This window comes from Actinomadura macrotermitis (assembly GCF_009604375.1).
In the GTDB taxonomy this organism is placed as follows: Bacteria; Actinomycetota; Actinomycetes; order Streptosporangiales; family Streptosporangiaceae; genus Spirillospora; species Spirillospora macrotermitis.
In genome coordinates this window covers 497,922-520,686 of the sequence record NZ_WEGH01000002.1, presented here as the reverse complement: position 1 = coordinate 520,686, position 22,765 = coordinate 497,922, and the positions used below count along the sequence as shown (strand labels likewise).

Annotated in this window: 18 protein-coding genes; 15 read left to right on the top strand and 3 right to left on the bottom strand. The window is 71.4% G+C overall.

All coding sequences use genetic code 11. The features are described 5' to 3' along the window. Positions 1-2: 2 nt before the first annotated feature. Positions 3-1,241: a DUF4032 domain-containing protein gene (locus ACRB68_RS14220; protein ID WP_153532959.1), complete on the top strand. Its 1,239-nt coding sequence runs from the start codon at positions 3-5 to the stop codon at positions 1,239-1,241. On the opposite strand, the gene ACRB68_RS14215 is transcribed toward ACRB68_RS14220, so the two are convergent. Continuing rightward, the gene (locus ACRB68_RS14215; protein WP_153532958.1) at positions 1,238-1,906 is read right to left on the bottom strand and encodes an esterase/lipase family protein; all 669 of its coding nucleotides are present in this window, start codon (positions 1,904-1,906) and stop codon (positions 1,238-1,240) included. The two genes, ACRB68_RS14220 and ACRB68_RS14215, sit on opposite strands and share 4 nt — an antisense overlap. A 257-nt stretch (positions 1,907-2,163) precedes the next feature. Here ACRB68_RS14215 and ACRB68_RS14210 point away from each other — a divergent pair, with 257 nt between their 5' ends. Continuing rightward, positions 2,164-3,369 carry a PucR family transcriptional regulator gene (locus ACRB68_RS14210; protein ID WP_153532957.1) on the top strand — a complete coding sequence of 402 codons (1,206 nt, stop codon included), beginning with the start codon at positions 2,164-2,166 and terminating at the stop codon, positions 3,367-3,369. Here the strand turns inward: ACRB68_RS14210 and ACRB68_RS14205 are convergent, their stop codons facing one another. Then, a complete protein-coding gene (locus ACRB68_RS14205) occupies positions 3,370-3,948 on the bottom strand; it encodes a TetR/AcrR family transcriptional regulator (RefSeq protein WP_153532956.1) in 579 nt (192 codons plus the stop codon). 198 nt (positions 3,949-4,146) lie between these two features. On the opposite strand from ACRB68_RS14205, the gene ACRB68_RS14200 reads away from it, so the two are divergent. The 6 genes from ACRB68_RS14200 to ACRB68_RS14175 all read left to right on the top strand — a co-directional run bounded on the left by ACRB68_RS14200 (position 4,147) and on the right by ACRB68_RS14175 (position 10,406). After that, entirely contained in the window at positions 4,147-5,559 is a 1,413-nt protein-coding gene (locus ACRB68_RS14200) for a DUF2079 domain-containing protein (protein WP_153532955.1), read from the top strand. Between the two features lie 75 nt (positions 5,560-5,634). Next, a complete protein-coding gene (locus ACRB68_RS14195) occupies positions 5,635-6,177 on the top strand; it encodes a hypothetical protein (protein ID WP_207709692.1) in 543 nt (180 codons plus the stop codon). Positions 6,178-6,271: 94 nt separating this feature from the next. Then, the gene (locus ACRB68_RS14190) at positions 6,272-6,775 is read left to right on the top strand and encodes a SigE family RNA polymerase sigma factor (RefSeq protein ID WP_153532953.1); all 504 of its coding nucleotides are present in this window, start codon (positions 6,272-6,274) and stop codon (positions 6,773-6,775) included. After that, positions 6,768-7,214 carry a hypothetical protein gene (locus tag ACRB68_RS14185; protein ID WP_153532952.1) on the top strand — a complete coding sequence of 149 codons (447 nt, stop codon included), beginning with the start codon at positions 6,768-6,770 and terminating at the stop codon, positions 7,212-7,214. Before ACRB68_RS14190 ends, ACRB68_RS14185 begins: the two co-directional genes overlap by 8 nt. Further along, entirely contained in the window at positions 7,211-8,617 is a 1,407-nt protein-coding gene (locus tag ACRB68_RS14180) for a DUF2079 domain-containing protein (protein WP_207709691.1), read from the top strand. Before ACRB68_RS14185 ends, ACRB68_RS14180 begins: the two co-directional genes overlap by 4 nt. Before the next feature lie 55 nt (positions 8,618-8,672). Beyond that, positions 8,673-10,406, top strand: a complete 1,734-nt coding sequence (locus tag ACRB68_RS14175) for a pyruvate dehydrogenase (RefSeq protein ID WP_153532951.1) — start codon at positions 8,673-8,675, stop codon at positions 10,404-10,406. Positions 10,407-10,442: 36 nt separating this feature from the next. Here the strand turns inward: ACRB68_RS14175 and ACRB68_RS14170 are convergent, their stop codons facing one another. After that, positions 10,443-11,636, bottom strand: coding sequence for a helix-turn-helix domain-containing protein (locus tag ACRB68_RS14170; RefSeq protein ID WP_194293314.1), 1,194 nt, complete (start codon positions 11,634-11,636; stop codon positions 10,443-10,445). Positions 11,637-12,345: 709 nt separating this feature from the next. Between ACRB68_RS14170 and ACRB68_RS14165 the strand changes: the two genes are divergently transcribed. The 7 genes from ACRB68_RS14165 (at position 12,346) to ACRB68_RS14125 (ending at position 22,586) form a co-directional block, all read left to right on the top strand. Then, on the top strand, positions 12,346-13,635 hold the full coding sequence (locus ACRB68_RS14165) for a DUF6801 domain-containing protein (RefSeq protein ID WP_153532949.1): 1,290 nt from the start codon (positions 12,346-12,348) through the stop codon (positions 13,633-13,635). Between the two features lie 65 nt (positions 13,636-13,700). Next, positions 13,701-16,319 carry a fibronectin type III domain-containing protein gene (locus ACRB68_RS41230; protein ID WP_235959383.1) on the top strand — a complete coding sequence of 873 codons (2,619 nt, stop codon included), beginning with the start codon at positions 13,701-13,703 and terminating at the stop codon, positions 16,317-16,319. 120 nt (positions 16,320-16,439) lie between these two features. Next, positions 16,440-18,113: a fibronectin type III domain-containing protein gene (locus ACRB68_RS14145; RefSeq protein WP_153532948.1), complete on the top strand. Its 1,674-nt coding sequence runs from the start codon at positions 16,440-16,442 to the stop codon at positions 18,111-18,113. Positions 18,114-18,116: 3 nt separating this feature from the next. Continuing rightward, positions 18,117-19,622 carry a fibronectin type III domain-containing protein gene (locus ACRB68_RS14140; protein ID WP_153532947.1) on the top strand — a complete coding sequence of 502 codons (1,506 nt, stop codon included), beginning with the start codon at positions 18,117-18,119 and terminating at the stop codon, positions 19,620-19,622. 53 nt (positions 19,623-19,675) lie between these two features. Then, positions 19,676-20,779 carry a DUF6801 domain-containing protein gene (locus ACRB68_RS14135; RefSeq protein WP_328594192.1) on the top strand — a complete coding sequence of 368 codons (1,104 nt, stop codon included), beginning with the start codon at positions 19,676-19,678 and terminating at the stop codon, positions 20,777-20,779. Between the two features lie 14 nt (positions 20,780-20,793). Further along, positions 20,794-22,035, top strand: a complete 1,242-nt coding sequence (locus ACRB68_RS14130; protein ID WP_153532946.1) for a lipase family protein — start codon at positions 20,794-20,796, stop codon at positions 22,033-22,035. Between the two features lie 11 nt (positions 22,036-22,046). Continuing rightward, positions 22,047-22,586 (top strand): hypothetical protein, encoded by a 540-nt coding sequence (locus ACRB68_RS14125; protein WP_153532945.1) that lies wholly within the window; start codon positions 22,047-22,049, stop codon positions 22,584-22,586. Positions 22,587-22,765 lie beyond the last annotated feature (179 nt).

Genomic DNA, 22,765 nt, shown 5'->3' with positions numbered 1-22,765 from the left:
CGATGCACTTCGTCTTCAGCCCGCCGGCCGAGGCCGCGGCCGGCCTGCTGGACCTGCCGTGGCGGGAGCCGCTGGCGGAGTGGGCCGACGACCGGCTGGTGGAGATCCGCCGGCGCGGCCTGTCGCGGCACGTGGTGCGGTTCGTCTCCGAGGGCGGCCGGGTCTACGCGCTGAAGGAGCTGGCGGACCGGCTGGCCCGCCGCGAGCACCGGCTGCTGCGGCGGCTGCGCGAGCTCGGCCTGCCCGCGGTCGAGGCGGTCGGGGTCGTGGTGGACCGGCCCGGCGACGTCGACGCGATCCTGGTGACCCGCTTCCTGGACCACTCCAGCTCCTACCGGTCGCTGTTCACCGCGCCCCGCGCCGAGCCCGCCGACCGGCTGCTGGACGCCCTGGTGGAGCTGCTGGCCCGGCTGCACCTGGCCGGGTTCATGTGGGGCGACTGCTCGTTGTCGAACGTGCTGTTCCGCTTCGACGCGGGCGCGTTCGCCGCCTACCTCGTCGACGCCGAGACCGCCGAGCTGCACCCGTCCCTGTCCGAAGGGCAGCGCCGCTACGACGTCGACCTGGCGCGCGAGCGCATCGCCGGGGAGCTGTTCGACCTCGCCGCCGCCGGGACGCTGCCGCCGGACGTGGACCCGGTCGGCGTCGCCGACGACACCGTCCGCCGCTACGACGCCCTCTGGGACGAGCTGACCCGCGAGGAGGTGCTGCGGCCCGGTGAGCTGCGCTACCGCGTCGCCGACCGGGTCCGCCGCATCAACGACCTCGGCTTCGACGTGGACGAGGTCGAACTGCTGGACGCGGCGTCCTCCGGCACGGGCGAGGGCGTCCGGCTGCGGGTGCGCACCCGCGTGGCCGAGCCGGGCCACCACCGCCGCACCCTGCACGCCCGCACCGGCCTGGCCGCCGAGGAGAACCAGGCCCGCCGGCTGCTCAACGACATCGCCTCCTACCGGGGCTGGCTGGAGCGCGGCACCGGCCGCCCGGTCCCGGAGGTCGTGGCGGCCGGGCGCTGGCTGGAGGAGGTGTACGAGCCGGTGGTGCGCGCGATCCCGGCCGGGCTGCGGGGCCGGCTGGACGAGGTCGAGATCTTCCACCAGGTGCTGGAGCACCGCTGGTTCCTGTCGGAGCGCTCCGGCCGCGACGTCGGGACGACGGCGGCGGCCCGCGACTACTACCGCACGGTGCTGCCGGCCGTCCCCGCCGAGCTCACCGAGTCGGTCCCGCCGCCGGACGACTAGGACTTCAGGAAGCCGGCGACCTGCTTGAGCACGTCCGTGTCGGTGAGGAACTTCAGGTGCTTCACGCAGCCGGTGAGGTGGTTGTCCGCGCCGGCGAGGACGGTGCTCTTGTAGGGGTTGATGACGCCGTCGCAGGAGGAGTACCAGGTCGCGTAGGAGGTGTCCCCGGGCGTCTCGTCGCCGGTGGTGATGTTCTTGATGTACTTCGAGCCCGGCATCATCTGCTGGCAGGTGGTGAGCCAGAAGCAGTTGTAGGCGGCGTAGGTGCCGTGGTTGGCGCCGGCCAGGGAGGCCAGCTTGCCGACGTCGGCGGTGCCGCCGAGGTTCTTGAGGTACCAGAGGCTGACCAGGCCGCCCATGGAGTGGTTGACGATGTCGACCTTGCGGGCGCCGGTCTTGGCCTTCACCTCCGCGACGTAGGAGGCGAGGCCCTCGGCGTTCTTGATGTTGTCGCCGTAGGAGTTGTACTCGTAGTCGAACAGCCGGTCGGCGGAGTACCCGGCCTCCTGGAACACCGAGTGCGCGGTCGTCCAGTTCGCGCCGCTGCCGGAGAAGCCGTGCACGAACACCACCGGGTCGGGGGTCGCGGCCCGGGCGGCGGAGGCGGTGCCGAGACAGGTGGCCGCGGCGGCGATCGCGGCGGCGGCGAAGGAGAGACGGCGCATGGGGGCTCCAGGGGGAAAGCGCCCCGCTCAAGGGGCGGCGAGGGAGGCCCATGGTCGCGACGGGCGCCGCCGCGGCACTACGCAGCACAGGTAAAGCAGACCGGGACGCGGGTGTGCACACCGACAAGAAAGCCCCGGAATGTAAGTGCTCACTTATGGCGGTATGTGAGTCTTAGGGGGTACGCGCTGGTCAATCGTGTTCCGCGGTAAGTAACCTCTGATCTCCGCGGACGGCATCCAGGCGGGACGGAACGAGCATGGTGGACACGGCGCGCATCGAGTTGAACGTCGAGGGCAAGGACCTGGCCCGGCGCTGCGTGATCCTGCGGGCCTACGCCGAGGGCATCGCCGAGGAGGCCGTGGAGGCGAGCCTGCGGCGGCTGCCCGACTACGACCGGCCCTACGACCCGCGCTACGCCGAGGTGATGCGGCAGGTGACCTTCTGGGTCATCGACCACTTCCTCGCGCTGATGGCGGACCCGTCCCTGTCGTCGGAGGACCTGCTGCGCTTCTGGTACGACCTCGGCGCCGGCGAGGCGCGGGAGGGCCGCAGCCTGGTGCCCCTGTCGGAGAGCCTGCGCATCGGCGCGGGCGTGGCGGTCCGCCGGCTGACCGAGGAGGCCGACCTGCTCGGCATGGACACCACGGCCCGGACCATGGCCCAGATCGCCGACGCGCTGTTCGTCTACCACAACCACCTGATGGCGAGCGCGGCCGAAGGGCACGCCAAGGCGTCGAGCGGCGACCGGAGCAGGTTCGAGCTCGGGCGGCGGCGGCTGGTCGACCTGCTGGTGTCCGGCGCGGCCGGCCCGGACGAGATCGCCCGGCTCGCGCGCCCCCTCGGCTGGCCGGTGCCCGGCAAGGTCGCGGCGGTCGCCCTCGACCGGGTCCCCGACCGCGGGTTCCCGCCCGACATCCTCACCGGCTACCACCTGGCCGACGGCCCGTGCCTGATCGTCCCCGACCCCGAGGGGCCCGGCCGCCGCGCGCTGCTGACCGAGCTGCTGGCGGGCCGGACCTGCGCCGTCGGCATCCAGGTCGACCCCGCCGAGACCGCCAAGTCGCTGCGCTGGAGCCGCCGCGCGCTCAGCCTGGCCGCCGGGCGCGTCCTGCCCGGCGACGGGCCGGTGTTCGCCGCCGACCACCTGGCCCTGCTGATGCTCATGCAGGACCCCGACCTGGTCGAGCACGCCATCGAGCGCAGGCTGAAGCCGCTGCTGGACGTCCGCGAGTCGATCCGGCTGCCCCTGGCCGAGACGCTGAACGCCTGCTTCGAGCTCCGCTTCAACGCCACCGAGGTCGGCCGCCGGATGCACCTGCACCCGCAGACGATCCGCTACCGCATCCGCAACCTGGAGGCCCTGTTCGGGGAGCAGCTCGAGGACCCGTCCTGCCACCTGGAGCTGCACATGCTGCTGACGCTGTGGCTCACCCGGCAGCGCACCGAGAGCGCCGCGGGCTGATCAGGCGAAGGGCCGGGCCATCTCGGTCAGGGCCTCGTCGACGACGTCAGTCCGGGGCCGGGACTGGTCCTCCAGCCACCGGTGCAGGCCGATGCGGAGCGAGGCCAGGAACGCCGCGGCCCGCACCCGCGACGCGGCGGACCCGGCGGCCGTCCCGTCGCGTTCGGCGACCAGCTCGGCGAGCCGCTGCTCCAGCGCCGCGTAGTGCCCGAGCTGGCGGGCCAGCAGCGCGGGGTGGTCGCGGACGAGGGCGCCGCGCACGGCCCAGCGCGGGTCGGACTCGGGGGCGTCGCCGAACGCGTCGTGGACGGCGTGCTTCAGCGCGGTCCAGGACGGCTCGCCCGGCGGGCGGGCGGCGAAGGCGTCCAGCAGCAGCCACATCCGCTCCCGGTCGCCGTACAGGAGGGCGTCCTCCTTGCCCTCGAAGTAGTTGGAGAACGTGCGGCGGGAGACGCCGACCTCGTCGGCGATGGCCTCCACGGTGACGTTGCCGAGACCGTGCTCCACCGCCAGCCGCAGCGCGGCCTCGTGCAGCGCCTGCCTGGTGGCGGCCTTCTTGCGTTCGCGGAGTCCGACCATGATGGCCTTCACCCTACAAGAGTGCGCATAACGCAGTTTTTCGCGCCGGGATGCTTTTGCCCGCTGAGCAGTATTCTGCCGAGCAATGAGGCATTTATACGCACAAAGAAGTAAATCTCCTGGTTTGCGGTGGATAACGGGGGAGTTCCCGGAAGGATCGTCGGGGACGGCCCATCCGCTTGGAACGGAGCGCGGCGAATGACGGTGACCGCTCCCGCCGAGGAGATCCAGGAGGCGCCGGCCGCGCCCCGGCACCCCGCCCGTTTCGTGCCCTGGCTGCTGGCCGCGGTGTTCTTCGCCGGCTACGCGACCCTGTCGGTCCTTCGTTTCCGCCGGTTCGAGATGATGTCCTGGGACCTGGGGATCTTCGACCAGGTCGTCGACTCCTACGCGCACCTGCGCGCCCCGGTCGCCGACCTGAAGGGTCCCGGCTTCAACATCCTCGGCGACCACTTCAGCCCGGTGCTGGCGCTGCTCGCGCCCTTCCGCGCGCTCTTCCCGACGCCGGTGACGCTGCTGGTCGCGCAGGCCGCGCTGATGGCGCTGTCGGTCGTCCCGGTGACGCGCGCCGCCCGCCGTCTGCTCGGCGACCACGCCGGCGTGGCGATCGGCATCGCCTACGGGCTGTCGTGGGGGATCCAGCGCGCGGTGGAGTTCGACTTCCACGAGATCTGCTTCGCCGTGCCGCTGATCGCGTTCGCGCTGGAGGCGCTGCTGCGGGAGCGCTGGGTGGCCGCGCTGTGCTGGGCGGCGCCGCTGGTCACCGTGAAGGAGGACCTCGGCGTGACGGCGTCGGCGATCGCGCTGGTCGTGCTGCTGCGGACCTGGCGCGGATCGCGGCGCGTCGCGGTGGCCGCCGTCTGCGTCGGGATCTTCGGCGTGGCGATGTCGGCGCTCACGCTGACCGTGCTGATCCCGGCCTTCAACCACGCCGGCGACTACGCCTACTGGGACAAGGTCGACAAGGGCGGCACCCCGGGCGCGGGCGGCTGGGACGTGAAGATCCGCACGCTGTTCTGGGTGATGGTGCCGACGACCGGGCTGCTGGCGCTGCGCTCGCCGCTGCTGCTCGTCGCCGTCCCCACGCTCGCCTGGCGGCTGCTGACGCAGGAGGAGCACTACTGGGGCACCGGCTGGCACTACAGCGCGGTGCTCATGCCGATCGTGATGCTCGCGCTGGTGGACGCCGCCGCCCGCGCGCGCTCCGGCTGGCTGCGCGCCTGCGCCGGCCACCTGCCGGCCGGGGCGCTGCTGGTGGCGCTGTCGACGACCGTGATGCTCCCCCTGCCGCTGGAGCAGCTCGCCCGTCCGGAGAGGTACGAGCGCGGCCCTGTCGCCGAGGCCGCCGTGCGCGCCCTGGCGAAGATCCCCGACGGCGCGACGGTGGAGAGCAACATCCGCCCCATCGCGTATCTGACGAACCGCTGCCGGGTCTTCTGGGTCGGCGACACGGGCGGCCACGCCCCGCAGTACGTCGCCCTCTTCGAGCCTGACAAGCAGCGCGACGCGATCCTGGACGACGCCCGGTCGCGTCACCCCGGGGCGGCCTACGACGTCGAGGCCTACGAGCGGGGCGTGTGGGTGCTGCGCCGCACCTTCGAGCTCAGTTGATCATTCCAGCGTCCGGAGCTGGCATTGTGGGCTGTTCTCCCGTAAAGGGATGAACCCCCGCAAAGGATGAACAACGTGACACCAGACCGCCTCGGCGCGCTCATCGGCGCCACCTTCGGCCTGATCTACGTGGAGGTGAACGCCGGCGCGCTGCCCGCGGCCGCCGCGCTGACCGCCCGGATCCTCGGCGCGCTCGCCTACGCCGCCGTCCTCGTCCTGCTGGTGCGCGCCCGCGGCTCGGCCGCGCCGGACGACGGCGGGCCGCGCCGGGGCTTCACCCGCGGCTACTGGCTGATCGTGGCGGCCGAGGTGGCGGCGTTCCTCGGCGGCAACCTCCTGCTGAACGGGCCGCTGGACCGGCCGTCGGCCGTGCTCGGGTGGATCACCTTCGTCGTCGGCGTGCACTTCTTCGGCCTGGCCGTGGTGTGGCGGGCGCGGTCGCTGGCCTGGATCGGCGGCGGCCTGGCGGCGCTCGGCCTCGCCGGGCTCGCCGCGGCGTTCGCGGGCGCCGCGCACGCGGTCGTCGCCTCGCTCGCCGGGGTCGCGCCGGGCGCGCTGCTGCTCGGCGGCGGCCTCTGGGCGCTGTCGGCGGCCCGCCGCACCGCTACCGCTGCATAGCGCTACATAGCGTAAATATCCAGATCCTCTGTCAACCGGACCGGTCGTCCCGGAGGTATCACCAGCGACATCCACCGGCCCGGGGGCGCCTGCATTGACCGTCGAGGAGTTCGAAGAGTTCTACGCGCACAGCGTCCGGCGCCTGACGGGGCGGCTCTACCTCGTCACCGGTGACCTGCACGAGGCGCAGGACGTGGTGCAGGAGGCGTTCGTGCGCGCCTGGCGGCACCGGCGCCGCCTGGAGCGCGACGGCGGCCCCGAGGCGTGGGTGCGCACCGCGGCGCTGCGGCTCGCGGCGAGCCGGTGGCGGCGGCAGGGCCGCAGCCTGGAGGCCTGGCGCCGGCTCGGCGGCCAGCAGCGCCCGGTCGTGGCCGAGCCCGAGCCGGACGCGGTGCTGCTCGCCGCCGCGCTGCGGCGGCTGCCCGAGCGGCAGCGGCTCGCCGTCGTCCTGTTCTACGTGTTCGACCTGCCGGTCGCGCAGATCGCCGCCGAGGCCGGGATGTCGGTGGGGACCGTCAAGACCCACCTGTCGCGGGGGCGCGCCGCGCTCGCCCCGCACCTGGACGATTCCGTCAACGTGGGGGAGCCCGGTGTCTGACCAGCATGTCTCGGCCATGGCGGACCAGGACCGGCGGCTGCGCCACGCCCTGCACGCGGCGGCCGCCGCGGGCGGCCGCGCGGCGGCGCCCCCGGACGGCGGGCGGATCATCGCGCGCGGCGTCCGGCGGCAGCGGATCCGCGCCGCCGCCGCGAGCGTGGCGATCATGGCGGCCGTGGTCGGCTGCGCGGGGGCGGGCGCGGCGCTGCTGCCGGGCGCCCCCACCCCGGTGCGGCCCGCCGCGCCGCCCGCTGCCTCCTCGCCGGCGACGCCGGCCAAGGTGCCCGCGGACCCGGTCACGCCGAGCCCGCCCGGCGCGTCCCCGACCCCGACGGATGTCACGCCGACCCCGACACCGACGGGTGTCACGCCGACCCCGACCGACGTGACCCCGTCGGCCAGTGTCTCTTCGCCGTCGGCGCCGGGGAGCGGCGGGTGACGGCGCTCGCCCACGCCCCGGACCGCCAGGACGTGCCGCCCGCCCCCCGAGGCTCCTCCCGCCGTGTCCCCTGGCTGCTGGCGGCGCTGTTCTTCGCCGGGTACGCGACCCTGTCGGTCACCCGTTTCCGCCGGTTCGAGACGATGTCCTGGGATCTGGGGATCTTTGACCAGGTCGTCGGCTCCTACGCGCGCCTGCGGATGCCGGTCGCCGACCTGAAGGGCCCCGGGTTCGTCATCCTCGGCGACCACTTCAGCCCCGTGCTGATGCTGCTCGCTCCTCTCTATGCGGTCTTCTCGACGCCGGTGACGCTGCTGGTCGCGCAGGCCGCGCTGATGGCGCTGTCGGTCGTCCCGGTGGCCCGCGCCGCGCGGCGTCTGCTCGGCGACCACTCCGGCGCGGCGGTCGGCGCCGCCTACGGCCTGTCGTGGGGCGTTCAGCGCGCGGTGGAGTTCGACTTCCACGAGATCTGCTTCGCCGTGCCGCTGATCGCGTTCGCGCTGGAGGCGCTGCTGGAGGAGCGGTGGACGGCCGCGCTCGGCTGGGCGGTGCCGCTCGTCGCGGTGAAGGAGGACCTCGGCGTCACCGTGGCGGCGATCGCGGCGGTCGTGGTGCTGCGGTCGTACCGGGCCGCGCCGCGCGCCGCGGTGCTCGGGACCGGCGTCGCGGTGTTCGGGGCGGTGATGTCGGCGCTCACGCTGACCGTGCTGATCCCCGCGTTCAACGACAGTGGCGGCTACGCCTACTGGGAGAAGATCGGCGAGGGCGGCGTCCCGGGCACCGGCGGCTGGGACCTGAAGATCCGCACGCTGCTGTGGCTGCTGGCGCCGACCACCGGGCTGCTGGCGCTGCGCTCGCCGCTACTGCTCGCCGCCGTCCCCACGCTCGCCTGGCGGCTGACGGCGCGCGACGAGCACTACTGGGGCACCGACTGGCACTACAGCGCGGTGCTCATGCCGATCGTGATGCTCGCGCTGGTGGACGCCATCGTCCGCGCGCGCGCCAGTGAGCGCCCCTGGCTGCGCATCTACGCCCACCACCTGCCCGCCCTGACGCTCGGTGCGGCGCTCACGCTGTCCACCACGATGCCGCTGGCGTCGCTGACCCACACCTCGGCCTACCGGCGCGGCCCGGTCGGCGAAGCCGCCGCGCGCGTCCTGGCGGGGATCCCCGACGGCGCGACGGTGGAGAGCGACTCACGCCCCGCCGCGTATCTGACGAACCGCTGCCGGGTCTTCTGGATCGGCGGCACCGACGGGATCACGCCGCGGTACATCGTCTCCTTCGATCCCGGGCAGACCCGCGAGTCGATGCTGGAGTACGCCCGGCGGCTCCACCCGGACGCGTCCTACACCGTCGCGGCCGCCGAGCGGGGCCTGTGGATGCTGCGGCTGCGGGATTAGAACAGTGATCTCCGGGCATTTCCCCAGGTCGTAGCCGCAGTGACAAGGGGAGACCATGGCCACGCTCGCCGACCAGCTCGTCCGGATGCTCAAGCAGGCCGGAGTCCGGCGGATCTACGGGGTGGTGGGCGACAGCCTGAACCCCGTCGTGGACGCGATCCGCCGCGACGGCGACATGGAATGGATCTACGTGCGCAACGAGGAGGCCGGCGCGTTCGCCGCCGCCGCCGAGGCCCAGCTCACCGGGAACCTCGCCGTCTGCGCGGGCAGCTGCGGCCCCGGCAACACCCACCTGATCAACGGCCTGTTCGACGCGCACCGCTCCGGCGCGCCCGTCCTCGCGATCGCCTCACAGATCCCGAGCGTGCAGATCGGCACCGGCTACTTCCAGGAGACCCACCCCGAGCGGCTGTTCACCGAGTGCAGCAACTACTGCGAGGTCGTCAACGGGGCCGCGCAGATGCCGCGGGTGGTGCGCACCGCCGTCCAGCACGCCGTCGGCGGCGGCGGGGTGGCGGTCGTGGTGCTGCCCGGCGACGTCGCGCAGCAGGACGTGGCCGAACCGGCCGGTGAGCACGACCTGCTCACCCGATTCGGGACCGTCCGCCCGCCGGCCGAGCAGGTCGACCAGCTCGCGCGCGCGCTCAACGAGGCCAAGACCGTCACGCTGTTCTGCGGCGCGGGAGTCCGCGACGCGCACGACGAGGTGATCGAGCTGGCGCACCGGGTGCTGTCGCCGATCGGGCACTCCCTGCGCGGCAAGGAGTGGATCCAGTACGACAACCCCTTCGACGTGGGAATGAGCGGCCTGCTGGGCTACGGCGCCTGCTACGAAGCGATGCACGAGGCCGACCTGCTGCTGCTGCTCGGCACCGACTTCCCCTACAACCCGTTCCTGCCGGGCCGCAACACCATCCAGGTCGACGCCGACGCGACCCGCCTCGGCCGCCGCACTCCGCTCGACCTCGCCGTGCACGGCGACATCGGCGAGACGATCCGCGCCGTCCTGCCGAAGCTGCGGCAGAAGACCAACGCCAAGTTCCTGAAGACGATGCTGCAGCGGCACACCAAGTCGCTGGACAAGGTCGTCGACGCCTACACCCGCAAGATCGAGAAGCACACCCCGATCCACCCCGAGTACATCGCCGGCATCCTGGACGAGGTCGCCGACGACGACGCGGTGTTCACCGTCGACACCGGCATGTGCAACGTGTGGGCCGCCCGCTACCTCACCCCGAACGGGCGGCGGCGCGTGATGGGCTCGTTCGTGCACGGCTCGATGGCCAACGCGCTCCCGCACGCGATCGGCGCGCAGCTCGCCGAGCCGCACCGGCAGGTCGTGTCGATGTCGGGCGACGGCGGCCTCGGCATGCTCATGGGCGAGCTGCTCACCGTGAAACTGCACGACCTGCCGGTGAAGACCCTGGTGTTCAACAACGCCTCGCTCGGCATGGTGAAACTGGAGATGCTGGTCGACGGCATGCCCGACTACGAGACCGACCACGCGCCGGTGAACTTCGCCGCGATCGCCGCCGCCGCGGGCATCCCGTCGGTCCGGGTGGAGAAGCCCAAGCAGGTGCGCGCCGCCCTCACCAAGGCGTTCGAGACCGACGGCCCGTTCCTGGTCGACTTCGTCACCGACCCGAACGCGCTGTCCATCCCGCCGCACATCACCGCCGACCAGCTGAAGGGGTTCGCGCTCGCCGCCGGCAAGACCGTGCTCACCGGCGGCGTCGGCCGCATGGCCGAGATGGCCCGCAGCAACCTGCGCAACATCCCCCGCCCCTGACGGGACCGGCCCGGGACGGACCGGTCCCGCAAGGGGTCAGCCGGTGCCGCGCAGCTCCATCGCGCGCAGCACGGCCTCGATGCCGAACCGGGCCTCGGGGTCGCTCAGCCGGTCGCCGAGCGTCTGCTCGATCCGCCGCATCCGGTACCGCACGGTCTGCGGGTGGATGTGCAGGTGCCCGGCGATCTCGGCGGCGGTGCCGCGCGTCACCAGCCAGGTCCGCAGCGTCTCGGTCAGCCGGTCGCGCTGGCCCGGCGTCATCGGCTCCAGCACGCCGAGCAGCCGCCCGGCCAGCTGCTCCAGCAGGCCCGGATCGGCCATCAGCCACAGCGTGACGAGGTGGTCGTCGCAGCGGATCAGCGGGCCGCCGGTGATCACGCCCTCGGCGGCCAGGGTGAGCGCCTGCCGCGCCCAGCGCAGCCCGTCGGCGGCCTTGGCGGGCGCGACCGCCGGGCCCGCCGCGATGCGGCGGCCGGGGAAGGCCGCCTCCAGCATCGCCGCGCGGCCCGCGGTGAGCGGCCCGGGGAACAGCAGCCGCGGCTCGGGGCCGTCCAGGTCCATCAGCAGGTCGGCGTCCAGGGCCGGGCGCGCGCACCGGCCGCCGGGCCGCAGCGCCACCACGGTGACCTGCGCCGGGATCGGCCAGGCGGCCGCCTCGGCCTGCTCCTCCAGCACCGGGCCGGGCACCGCCGGGCCGTCCAGCAGCGTGCGCAGCAGCCGGCGGCGCCGCTCGTCCAGCGCCGCGACCGGGTGCGTGCGCGCCTCCAGGTAGCCGTCCAGCGACAGCGCGGCCAGCTCGTCGAGGTAGACGAACAGCGCGTCGGCGAGGCGGGACATCACCGCCGAGGAGATGTCGTGCCGCGGCGCGACCTTCATGATGCGCCGCCAGGCGACCTGCCCGCCGATCCGGTAGGCGGCCTGCAGGCAGTCCAGGCTGCGGCCCTCGCGCGCCTCGTAGCGGCCGAGCCGGCGGGCGCCGTCGGCGTGCACCGCGCGGGGGCCGCCCGCGACCTGGTCGACGAAGGAGGCGAGGTTCTGCCGCACCGCGGCGCGCAGCACCTGCCCGTACGGGCCGTCCAGCGGCCCGGCGTACTCGGGGACGGCGCGGCGGATCTCGGCGATGATCTCGTCGGCGAGGGTGGGCAGTTCGGGCCGCATCAGCCGGGCGAGCCGCGGCGGGAGCGGGGACGTGGGCTCGGCCGGCGTTCCGAGGTCGAGGGTGCGGGTCATCGGGTCACCTTCCATCACCGTGGTCGCAACGGCCAGGCGGTCCGGACGGGGCGGGGCGGCTCCGTGTCCGGCCTGGCCGGGGCGGCCGGCGGTAGCGCTCAGATCACGCCGGGGGGTGGGACGCGCGTCGAACGAAACCCCTGCGCGCCGGACCTGACGTGATCCAGGACACCGCGACGGTAACCGGTGACTTGCCTGGTGTTCCGTACGACCGGGACACAAACGCGTGAGTACTTCTGCTCACCGGCTGACAACCGCGCGCCGCCGTCCCGCAAACCTGCACCTGAGTGAGCAACCGCCCCGGGAAAAGTTGGGTTGACGCCGAAAACCGGCTTTATGAGATTGGCGTCCGCGCCCGCGGTTTCTCCTGTCGCTTGCCTCTCCTTGATAGGAGGAAGTGTGGCGTCGCTCACTACTTATGAAATTTTTAGGCCCAATCGCAAATGTATGGACTTGCCGGGAACCGCCGGATAGTTTGCGCGTTCATAGCCCCCGAACGATCCGGCGGAGCGGAGTCGAGAACCCGACTCTAGCCCGACGAGCAGGGACGATCCGGCTGAGCCGGTCTTCCGTGGCCGTCGACTCACTGTCCGGCATCACCCAGCTCCAGGCATTTCCCACCCCGTCGACAGCCGCCTTTGGGAGGAGAAGACAACCCCTCGGGGGCCGGCGAGATGCTCCAGTCAAATCGTTACACGAGAGGCAATACGTGAACGTCAAGAGCAAGTCCCAGAAGATCCGGCTGGCCCTGTCCACCGCCGCCGTCGGCGGCATGGTCGCCGGCACCTTCGCCGTGCTGGCCACCGGTCCCGCGTCGGCGGACCCGGTGAACCTGACGCTGAAGTACACCTGTGGCTTCCCCCTGCTGGGGGAGGAGACCGTGGTCGCCAAGATCAAGTCTGACGTCCCCAAGACGATCGCGGTGAACACCGCCACGCCCAAGATCGTGGTCGACGTGGTGTCCACGCAGACCGCCAAGACCTACTCGGCCCTGAACATCGCCGGTGTCGCGTCGCTGGAAGGCAGCGCCCGTGCGGACGCGACCGTGCTCGCGCCGCAGGGCGACGTGGCGGTCGGCGTGCCGGTCAAGCTGGACAAGACCGCGCTGCCGGCCAGCGAGACCCCGATTCCGTTCGACATGCACGGCTCGGGCACCGCGCCGTCGCTGAAGTTCAGCAAGGCCGGCCACGCCAAGATCAACGTGGGCGCGCTGATGCTGAACATCACCCCGCGTGACTCCGAGGGCGCCGAGGTCACCCTCGACGACCCGGACTACGACATCCACAAGGTGGCGTGCAAGATCCAGCCGGGTCAGAACGCCACCCTGGCCGAGTTCGACATCACCGACGGCACCGGCTCGCAGACCACGCCGGAGACGACCCCGCAGACGACTCCGCAGACCACGCCGGAGACGACCCCGCAGACCACTCCGGAGACCACTCCGGCGACCACGCCGCAGACCACGCCCCCCGGCGACGGCGGCATCAAGTACGGGTACACGATCAAGGGCTCGACGTTCGTCAAGGCCCCGAACGGCACCGCGCCGCTGACCGGCACCGTGGACGCCAACCTCGACGCGCTCACCGGTAACTTCACCGCCGACCTGGCGCTCCAGCCCACCAAGGGCGACTTCAAGATCCTGGGCTTCCTGCCGGTGCAGGCCGACATCGTCCTGGACTTCCAGGGCAAGACGACCGGCACGCTGAAGAGCAACACCCTGACCACCAACTCCAAGGTGATCACCAAGCTGCCGCAGTTCCGGGTGTTCGGCATCATCCCGATCGGCGGCGGTGAGAACTGCAAGACCACCACCCCGTCGGACATCAAGCTGGCCTCCGAGCCCGGCGGGTTCCCGGCGCTCAAGGGCGGCACGATCAAGGGCACCTACGACCTGTCCGAGATCAAGGACTGCAACCTGCTCACCCCGATCCTGAGCGTCTTCACCCAGGGCAAGGGCAACACCATCGACCTCACCCTGACCCCCAAGCCGAAGAGCTAGTCCCCCCTAGCTAGTGCGGTCCCGGGCTCATCGCGAGCCCGGGACCGCTTCCGAGAGGTGAGACGTTGAATATCAAGAGCAAATCGGGCAAGATCCGGCTGGCTCTGGCGACGGCCGCCGCCGGCGGCATGGTCGCCGGAATGCTGGGAGCGGTCGCCGGTCCCGCGTCGGCGGACCCGGTGAACCTGACGCTGAAGTACACCTGTGGCTTCCCCCTGCTGGGGGACGAGACCGTGGTCGCCAAGATCAAGTCTGATGTCCCCACGACGATCCCGGTGAACACCGCCACGCCCAAGATCGTGGTCGACGTGGTGTCCACGCAGACCGCCAAGACCTACTCGGCCCTGAACATCGCCGGTGTTGCGACGCTGGAAGGTAGCGCCCGCGCGGACGCGACCGTGCTCGCGCCGCAGGGTGACGTGGCGGTCGGCGTTCCGGTCAAGCTGGACAAGACCGCGCTGCCGCCCAGCGACACCCCGATTCCGTTCGACATGCACGGCTCGGGCACCGCGCCGTCGCTGAAGTTCAGCAAGGCCGGCCACGCCAAGATCAACGTGGGCGCGCTGATGCTGAACATCACCCCGCGTGACTCCGACGGCGCCGAGGTCACCCTCGACGACCCGGACTATGACATCCACAAGGTGGCGTGCAAGATCCAGCCGGGTCAGAACGTCACCCTGGCCGAGTTCGACATCACTCCGCCGGGCGGCGGCGGCGTCGCGCCGCCCGCGCCCGGCAAGCCGAGCGGCACCACCACCGAGAACTCGGCGACGCTGACCTGGGGTCCGTCGGTCGACCCCGATGGCGACCTGGCCGGTTACGACGTCTACGACGCCGCGGGCAAGGTGGTGGCGTCGACCGACGACAAGACCACCACGGCCACGATCGCCGGCCTGTCGCCCGACAAGGACTACACCTACACGGTGAAGGCCAAGGACAAGGCCGCGCACGTCTCCCCGGCGTCCGAGGCCGTCACGGTGCACACCAAGCCGGGCAAGCCGGAGGGCACCGCGCCGACCAAGCCGGGCAAGCCGAGCGGTACCACCACGGAGGACTCGGCGACGCTCACCTGGGGCGCGTCGACCGACGCCGACGGTGACCTGGCCGGTTACGACGTCTACGACGCCGCCGGCAAGGTGGTGGCGTCCACCGACGCCAAGACCACCACGGCCACGATCAGCGGCCTGGACGCGGACAAGGACTACACCTACACGGTGAAGGCCAAGGACAAGGCCGCGCACGTCTCCGACGCCTCCGACGCGGTCACGGTGCACACCAAGCCGAAGGCCCCGGTCGACCACCCGCCGACCAAGCCGGGCACGCCGTCCGGCACCACCACCGAGAACGCGGCGACGCTCACCTGGGGCGCGTCGACCGACCCCGATGGTGACCTGGCCGGTTACGACGTCCTCGACGCCTCGGGCAAGGTCGTGGCGTCCACCGACGCCAAGACCACCACGGCGACGATCCCCGGTCTGGACGCGGACAAGGACTACACCTTCACGGTGAAGGCCAAGGACGCCAAGGGCAACACCTCCGACGCCTCCGCGCCCGTCACGGTGCACACCAAGCCGGGCAAGCCGGAGGGCACCGCGCCGACCAAGCCGGGCAAGCCGAGCGGTACCACCACGGAGGACTCGGCGACGCTCACCTGGGGCGCGTCGACCGACGCCGACGGTGACCTGGCCGGTTACGACGTCTACGACGCGGCCGGCAAGGTGGTGGCGTCCACCGACGCCAAGACCACCACGGCCACGATCAGCGGCCTGGACGCGGACAAGGACTACACCTTCACGGTGAAGGCCAAGGACAAGGAGGGGCACGTCTCCGACGCCTCCGACGCCGGCACCGTGCACACCAAGCCGAAGGCTCCCGCCGACCACGCGCCGACCACGCCGGCCAACGGGTCCAGCACCACCACCAAGGACTCGGCGACCCTGAAGTGGGACGCGTCGACCGACGAGGACGGTGACCTGGCCGGCTACGACGTCTACGACGCCGCCGGCAAGGTCGTGGCGTCCACCGACGCCAAGACCACCACGGCGACGGTGACCGGCCTGGACGCGGACAAGGACTACACCTTCACGGTGAAGGCCAAGGACGCCAAGGGCAACAAGTCCGAGGCCCTGTCGATCACGGCGCACACCCAGAAGGGCGGCGACGGCGGTCCCATCAACTACGGGTACACCCTGAAGGGCTCGACGTTCGTCAAGGCCCCGAACGGGACCGCGCCGCTGAACGGCACCGTGGACGCCAGCCTCGACGCGCTGACCGGTAACTTCACCGCGGACCTGGCGTTCCAGCCCACCAAGGGCGACTTCAAGATCCTCGGGTTCCTGCCGGTGCAGGCCGGGATCGTGCTGGAGCCGCTGGGCAAGACGACCGGCACGCTGAAGAGCAACACGCTCACCACCAACTCCAAGGTGAACGTCAAGCTGCCGTCGTTCACGCTGTTCGGCATCCCGCTGGGCGGCGGTGAGAAGTGCCAGACGGTCAAGCCGTCCGACATCAAGCTGTCCTCGGCGGCCGGCGGGTTCCAGGCGCTCAAGGGCGGCCAGATCAAGGGCGAGTACGAGCTGTCCGCGATCAAGGACTGCAACCTGCTCACCCCGATCCTGAGCGTCTTCACTCAGGGCAAGGGCAACACCATCGACGTCACCCTGACGCCGAAGCCCAAGAAGTAACCCCTCGCGGCCCCGGGCTCTCCCCGAGCCCGGGGCCGTCCCCGCTCGCTGACACGTCGTCCCCGCCGGCGCCTCGGCTCCGATGAAGCAGCTCCTGTGTAGCCCCGCGAGAGGTGAAACATGAGAGACATCTCAGGAATGCTCAGGTCGTCCCTGGCCGTGAGCGTGGCCGGCGTCCTCACCGCCGGTGCGCTCGGTGTCGTGACCGCAGGCCCCGCGTCGGCGGACCCCGTGTCGATGACCCTGAAGTACCGGTGCCTCCTCCCGCTGGTCGGGGAGCAGGACATCGTCGTCAAGGTGAAGGGGGACGTTCCCAAGGTGGTCTCGACCACGGCCTCCTTCAAGCCCGAGTTCGAGGCCGTGGCCACCCTCAACGCGGCGTTCTGGTCCGCGCTGGAGCGGGTGGGGGCCAAGACGGCGAACGGCACCGGAAAGCTGGCGGCCAAGCTGGAGGCGCCGAGCGGCACCGTGACGCTCGGGGTGCCGGTCACGGTGGGCGACGCCCCGCCGCAGGTCTTCAAGCCGATGATCGCGCTCCGTAAGCCCGGCCCCGGCAGGATCGTCCTGGGCGACATGACGCTGGACATCACCCCGCGCGACACCGCCGGCAACGAAGTGAAGATCGACGACCCGGCCGCCGACGTCCACGCCATCGCGTGCACGGTCCAGCCGGGCCAGAGCATCGTCTTCGCCGAGTTCCAGGTCGGCTACGGCTTCGGCATCCCGCCGACCACGCCGGGCCGGCCGTCGGGCACCACCACCTCGGAGTCGGCGACGCTGACGTGGGGTGCGTCGACCGATGCCGACGGCGATCTGGCGGGCTACGACGTCCTCGGCGCCGACGGCAAGGTCCTGGTGTCCACCGACGCCGCGACCACCACGGCCACGATCACCGGGCTGTCCCCGGACACCGGCTACACCTTCACGGTGCGGGCCAGGGACAAGGCGGGCAACTTCTCCGCGGCCTCCGAAGCCGTCAACGTGACCACCCAGCCGTCCCCGCTGGGGAACCACGCCCCCTCCGCCCCCGCCAACGGGACCATCACCGCCTCCGCGGACTCGGTGATCCTGTCGTGGGACGCGGCCACCGACATCGACGGCGACCTGGCGGGCTACGAGGTCTACGACGCCGCCACCGGCAAGGTCGTGGCGGTCACCGACGCCAAGACCACCACGACCACGATCACCGGGGTGGAGCCCGGCCGGGACTACGTCTTCACGGTGCGGGCCAAGGACGCCAGGGGCAACAGGTCCGACCCCCTGACGATCAGCATGACCTCCGGCACGGTGAAGTACGGATACACGTTGAAGGGTTCGACGTTCGTCAAGGCTCCGAACGGGACCGCGGTGCTGGACGGCACCGTGGAGGCGAAGCTGAAGCCGTTGACGGGCGAGTTCACCGCGGACCTGGCGTTCCAGCCGACCAGGGGCGACTTCAAGATCTTCGGTTTCCTGCCGGTGCAGGCCGGCATCGTGCTGGTGCCCGAGGGTGAGACGACCGGCACGTTGAAGATCGGCACGCTCACCGCGCACTCCAGGGTGACCGCCAAGCTGCCGGCTTTCTCCCTGTTCGGTATCTCGATCGGCGGCGGTGAGAACTGCCGGACCGCCGCCCCGTCCGACATCACGCTGACCTCCGAGCCCGGCGGGTTCGAGCCACTGAAGGGCGGTCGGATCAAGGGCACCTACGACCTGTCCGAGATCAAGGACTGCGGCGCGCTCACCCCCTTGCTCAGCGCCTTCACCAAGGGCGCCGGCAACACCGTCGACGCTGTCCTGACCCTCGGGAAGTAGCCCATGCGATCCCGTGCCGATGAAGCGACCGAGCGAAGCTCCCCTCCGAAAGGCGACCCGGTGAGAAACAGGCCAGGAACGACCGGACTGCGGGTGGCAGCCGTCGCCTGCAGCCTGGCCGCCGGTGCGCTCGGTGTCGTGACCGCAGGCCCCGCGTCGGCGGACCCCGCGTCGATGACTCTGAAGTACAGCTGTGCGTTCCCGCTGGTACCCGAGCAGACCATGGTCGCCAAGTTCAACGTGGACTTCCCCCGATCGATCCAGGTGGGCGTCCCCACCCCCAAGATCCGGGTCGACATGCTGGCCGCAGTGAACGAGACGACGCAGGCAGCTTTCGAGCAGGCCGGCATCGAGCAACTGCGGGGAACGGCGAGGCTGGAGGCCATGCTTTCCGCGCCGCAAGGTGAGGTGTCCTTCGGGGTGCCGCTCGCGCTGGAGGAGACGCCGTCCGGCCTGAAGGGGACGGGCTTCATCCCTCCTGTCAGGTTGGCCGAGCCCGGGCCCGCCAAGTTCGACCTGGGCGATCTGGTGCTGAACCTGGCGAACAGCGTGCGGACCGCTCCGGAGGTCCCGCTTCCTGAAGCTTTCGGCAAAATCAGATGCACAGTGCTGCCCGGCCAGAACACCTCCTTCACCCTGCCCGAGATCGCGCCGGCCGACCCCGTCCCCGATCCCAATCCCGGCGGCATCCACCATGGCGAACTGTCGCCGCCGGTCAACGGAGCCGGTGTCACCACCGACACCACGGCGACCCTGACCTGGCAGGCGATGGTCGACCCCGAGCTGGTGGGTTACCTCAACGGCGATCTGGCCGGCTACGAGGTCTATGACGCCGCGGGCAAGGTCGTGGCGAGCACCGATGCCAAGACCACCACGGCCACGATCACCGGGCTGTCCCCGGACACCGGCTACACCTTCACGGTGCGGGCCACAGGGGAGAACGACCGCAAGTCCACCCCGCTGGCGATCACCGTGCACACCCAGTCGAGCACCAGTGCGCCCATGGACTACCGGTACACGCTGAAGGGGTCGACGTTCGTCAAGGCCCCGAACGGGACCGCGGCGCTGGACGGCACCGTGGAGGCGAAGCTGAAGCCGTTGACGGGCGAGTTCACCGCGGACCTGGCGCTCCAGCCGACCAAGGGCGACTTCAAGATCTTCGGTTTCCTGCCGGTGCAGGCCGGCATCGTGCTGGTGCCCGAGGGTGAGACGACCGGCACGTTGAAGTCCGGCACGCTCACCGCGCACTCCAGGGTGACCGCAAAGCTGCCGGCTTTCTCCCTGTTCGGTATCTCGATCGGTGGCGGTGAGAACTGCCGGACCGCCGCCCCGTCCGACATCACGCTGACCTCCGAGCCCGGCGGGTTCGAGCCACTGAAGGGCGGTCGGATCAAGGGCACCTACGACCTGTCCGAGATCAAGGACTGCGGCGCGCTCACCCCCTTGCTCAGCGCCTTCACCAAGGGCGCCGGCAACACCATCGACCTGACCCTGTCCCCCAAGAGCTAGTCCCCCGGCGCCGCCCCCGGCGTAGCGGAAACGAACCCAGCGAGAGGTAGCACGTGAGAGTCAAGTCCATCCTGGCCGCCACCGGTCTGGCCCTGGCGGGCCTGACCGTGTGCGGCGGCCCGGCATCAGCGGACCCGGTGTCGCTGACACTGCGGTACCAGTGCCAGTTCCCCTTGCTGGGTCCGCAGCTGGTCACCGTGTCGATGAAGTCCGACGTCCCCAAGCAGGCCGAGGTCGGCTCCTTCCTCCCGCCGATCGTGGTGGACGCGGTCGCCCAGGTCGGCGCCAAGTCGGCCCAGGGCCTGCGCGAGGTCGGCACGGTCACCCTGGAGGGCACCGCCGGCGCGAAGGCGACGGTGGCGGCGCCGCAGGGCGACGTCGAGGTCAAGGTGCCCACCACCCTGGAGAAGACCGAGCTGCCCGCCTCCGGCGGGTTCGCCGTGAACGCGCACGGCAAGTCCCCGGCGATCAAGTTCAGCAAGCCCGGCACCGCCAAGATCAACGTCGGTGACCTGCTGCTGACGCTGACGCCGCGGCTGTCCGACGGCACCCTGAGCGGGCTGGACACCTTCGAGTCCGAGTGCACCGTCGAGCCCGGCCAGGACCCCACGCTGGCGACCGTCCAGATCGGTGGCGGCGGTGGCGGGACCGGCTCGCACCACGACTACGACGTCAAGGGCACCAGCCTGATCAAGGCGGCCGGCGGGAACCTGCCGATCACCGGCGCCGCGCAGGCCGACCTGGACGCCGCGGGCGCCTTCACCGCGGCGCTCGCCCTCGACCAGACCAAGGGCACCTTCAAGGTGTTCGGCTTCCTGCCGGTCGAGGCGACCGTCCGGCCGGAGGCGCAGGACAAGGCCACCGGAACGCTCAAGGGCGGCGCTCTCACCGGCAGGGTCTCCATCCTGACCAGGCTGTCGTCGTTCACCCTGTTCGGCCTCCCGCTCGGCGGCGGGGACAAGTGCCAGACCACCACCCCGTCCGAGGTGACGCTCACCTCGGAGGGGGCGTTCGACGCCGCCGCCGGGGGCCGCATCAAGGGCGGCTACGACCTGGCCGCGCTCAAGGACTGCGGCCCGCTGACCGGGCTGCTCGGCTCCTCGATCACCGGTCCGGGCAACACCCTGGACCTGCAGCTCACCCCCAAGGCCAAGTGAAGGAGGTTCGACCGATGAACGGAATGCTCTCCCGGTCCGGCCGGGTCCTCGCGCCACTGGCGCTCGCGGTGTCGCTGTGCGCCGGCTCGGTGACGGCCGCCGTCGCGGCGCCCGTCCGGTCGCCCTACCAGGCCGCCGCGCCGGGCGACCCGGCACCCGCCGGGGACGAGTTCTACACGCCGCCGAGCCCGCTGCCCGAGGGCAAGCCCGGCGACATCATCCGCTGGCGCCCGTCCAAGGCCGGCCCGCCGGCCGCCCGCTCGCTCGCCAACGCCTGGCAGGTCATGTACCTGTCCACCGACGGCCTCGGCAAGCCCAACGTGGTGACCGGCACGGTCCTGGTGCCCAAGGACGGCGACCCCGCCACCACGCCGATCGTCGGCTTCGGGCCCGGCACCAGCGGCCCGGCGTTCCGCTGCGCGCCGTCGAAGTTCATCGACCAGGGCGCCTTCTACGAGCAGGCCGCGCTGAACGGGATGCTGAAGGCCGGCTACGCCGTCGCCGTCACCGACTACGAGGGCTACCACACCGACCCCAAGACCACCTACATGACGGGCCGGTCGATGGGCCCCGCGCTGATGGACGGCGTGCGCGCCGCGCAGCGGCTGTCCGCCACGGGCCTGTCGGCGAACGCGCCGGTGGTGTTCCGCGGCTACTCCCAGGGCGGCGGCGCCTCGATGTGGGCCGGGCAGCTCCAGCCGACCTACGCGCCCGAGCTGAAGCTCGTCGGCGTCGTCGGCGGCGGCGTGCCGGCCGACCTGGTGCAGGTCGCGTTGCCGCTGAACGGCCTGCGCGGCTCGGGCTTCCTGTTCGACGCCATGATCGGCCTGGACAACGCCTACCCCGAGCTGAAGCTCGACTCCTACCTCAATGAGGACGGGCGCGCCTTGTTCGCCTCCTTGAACAAGGACGCCTGCACGCTGGAGCTGCTCACCGACTACAAGAACAAGCAGATGTCGAAGTACATGACCAAGTCGCCCTTCTCCGACAAGCCCTGGCAGTCGCGGGTCGTCGAGAACAGGCTCGGCAGCGCGCCGATCAAGGCGCCGGTGTTCCACTACCACGGCACCAAGGACGACATCGTCGACTTCGACCAGGACAAGAAGCTGCGTGACAAGTACTGCGCGCTCGGCGTCCAGGACACCTGGCAGACCTACGACGTCGACCACATCACCGGCGTCGCGCGCGGCAACGCCGACGCACTGACCTTCATCGCCGACAGATTCGCCGGCAAGGCACCCACCCCGAATTGCTGAAGGAGCACCCGATGAAGCGCCTCATCATCACCCTCACGCTGGCGGCCACCGCCGTCGCGTCGGTCGCCGGCTGCGGCTCGGACGACAAGAAGGCCGCGCCCAAGGGTCCCGAGGTCGCCTGGGCCGCGAAGGTCTGCGACACCGTGAACCAGAGCACGGCCAAGCTGGCGCTGCCGGCGGTCAGCTCCGACGTCAAGGTCTACCGGAAGAACATCGTGACGTTCCTGGACGACGTGGCGTCCCGGCTGAAGTCGATGGAGGCGAACCTGCAGGGCGTCGGCTCGCCGCCGGTCGAGGGCGGGCAGGCGTCGGTCGACAAGGCCCTGGCCAACCTGCGCGCCACCCGCACCTCGCTGGAGCAGGCCCGCGTCAGGCTGGCGAAGGTCAAGGTCGAGAACAAGGGCGCGCTGCAGGCCGAGATGCAGAAGCTGTCCAAGGTGATGGCCAAGTCGGCCACCTACCACGGGCCGGCCGACGACCTGAAGGCCAGCAACCCCAAGCTCGGCGCGGCGTTCAACGACGCCGCCTCCTGCAAGACCACCAAGTCCTAGCAGGAGCCCCCAGGCTCGGCGCGGGTCGTCCACCGCGCCGAAACGGAGCACCCGTCCGTCGCAGGAGAACGCGCCTCTCCTCCGGCGGGCGGGTGCTCCGGCATTTCCGGGGCCGGTGAAGTCCGGGAACGTTCCTGCCAGCGCTTCGACGCCATTGTCGGTTGGGCTATGGAGCCGGC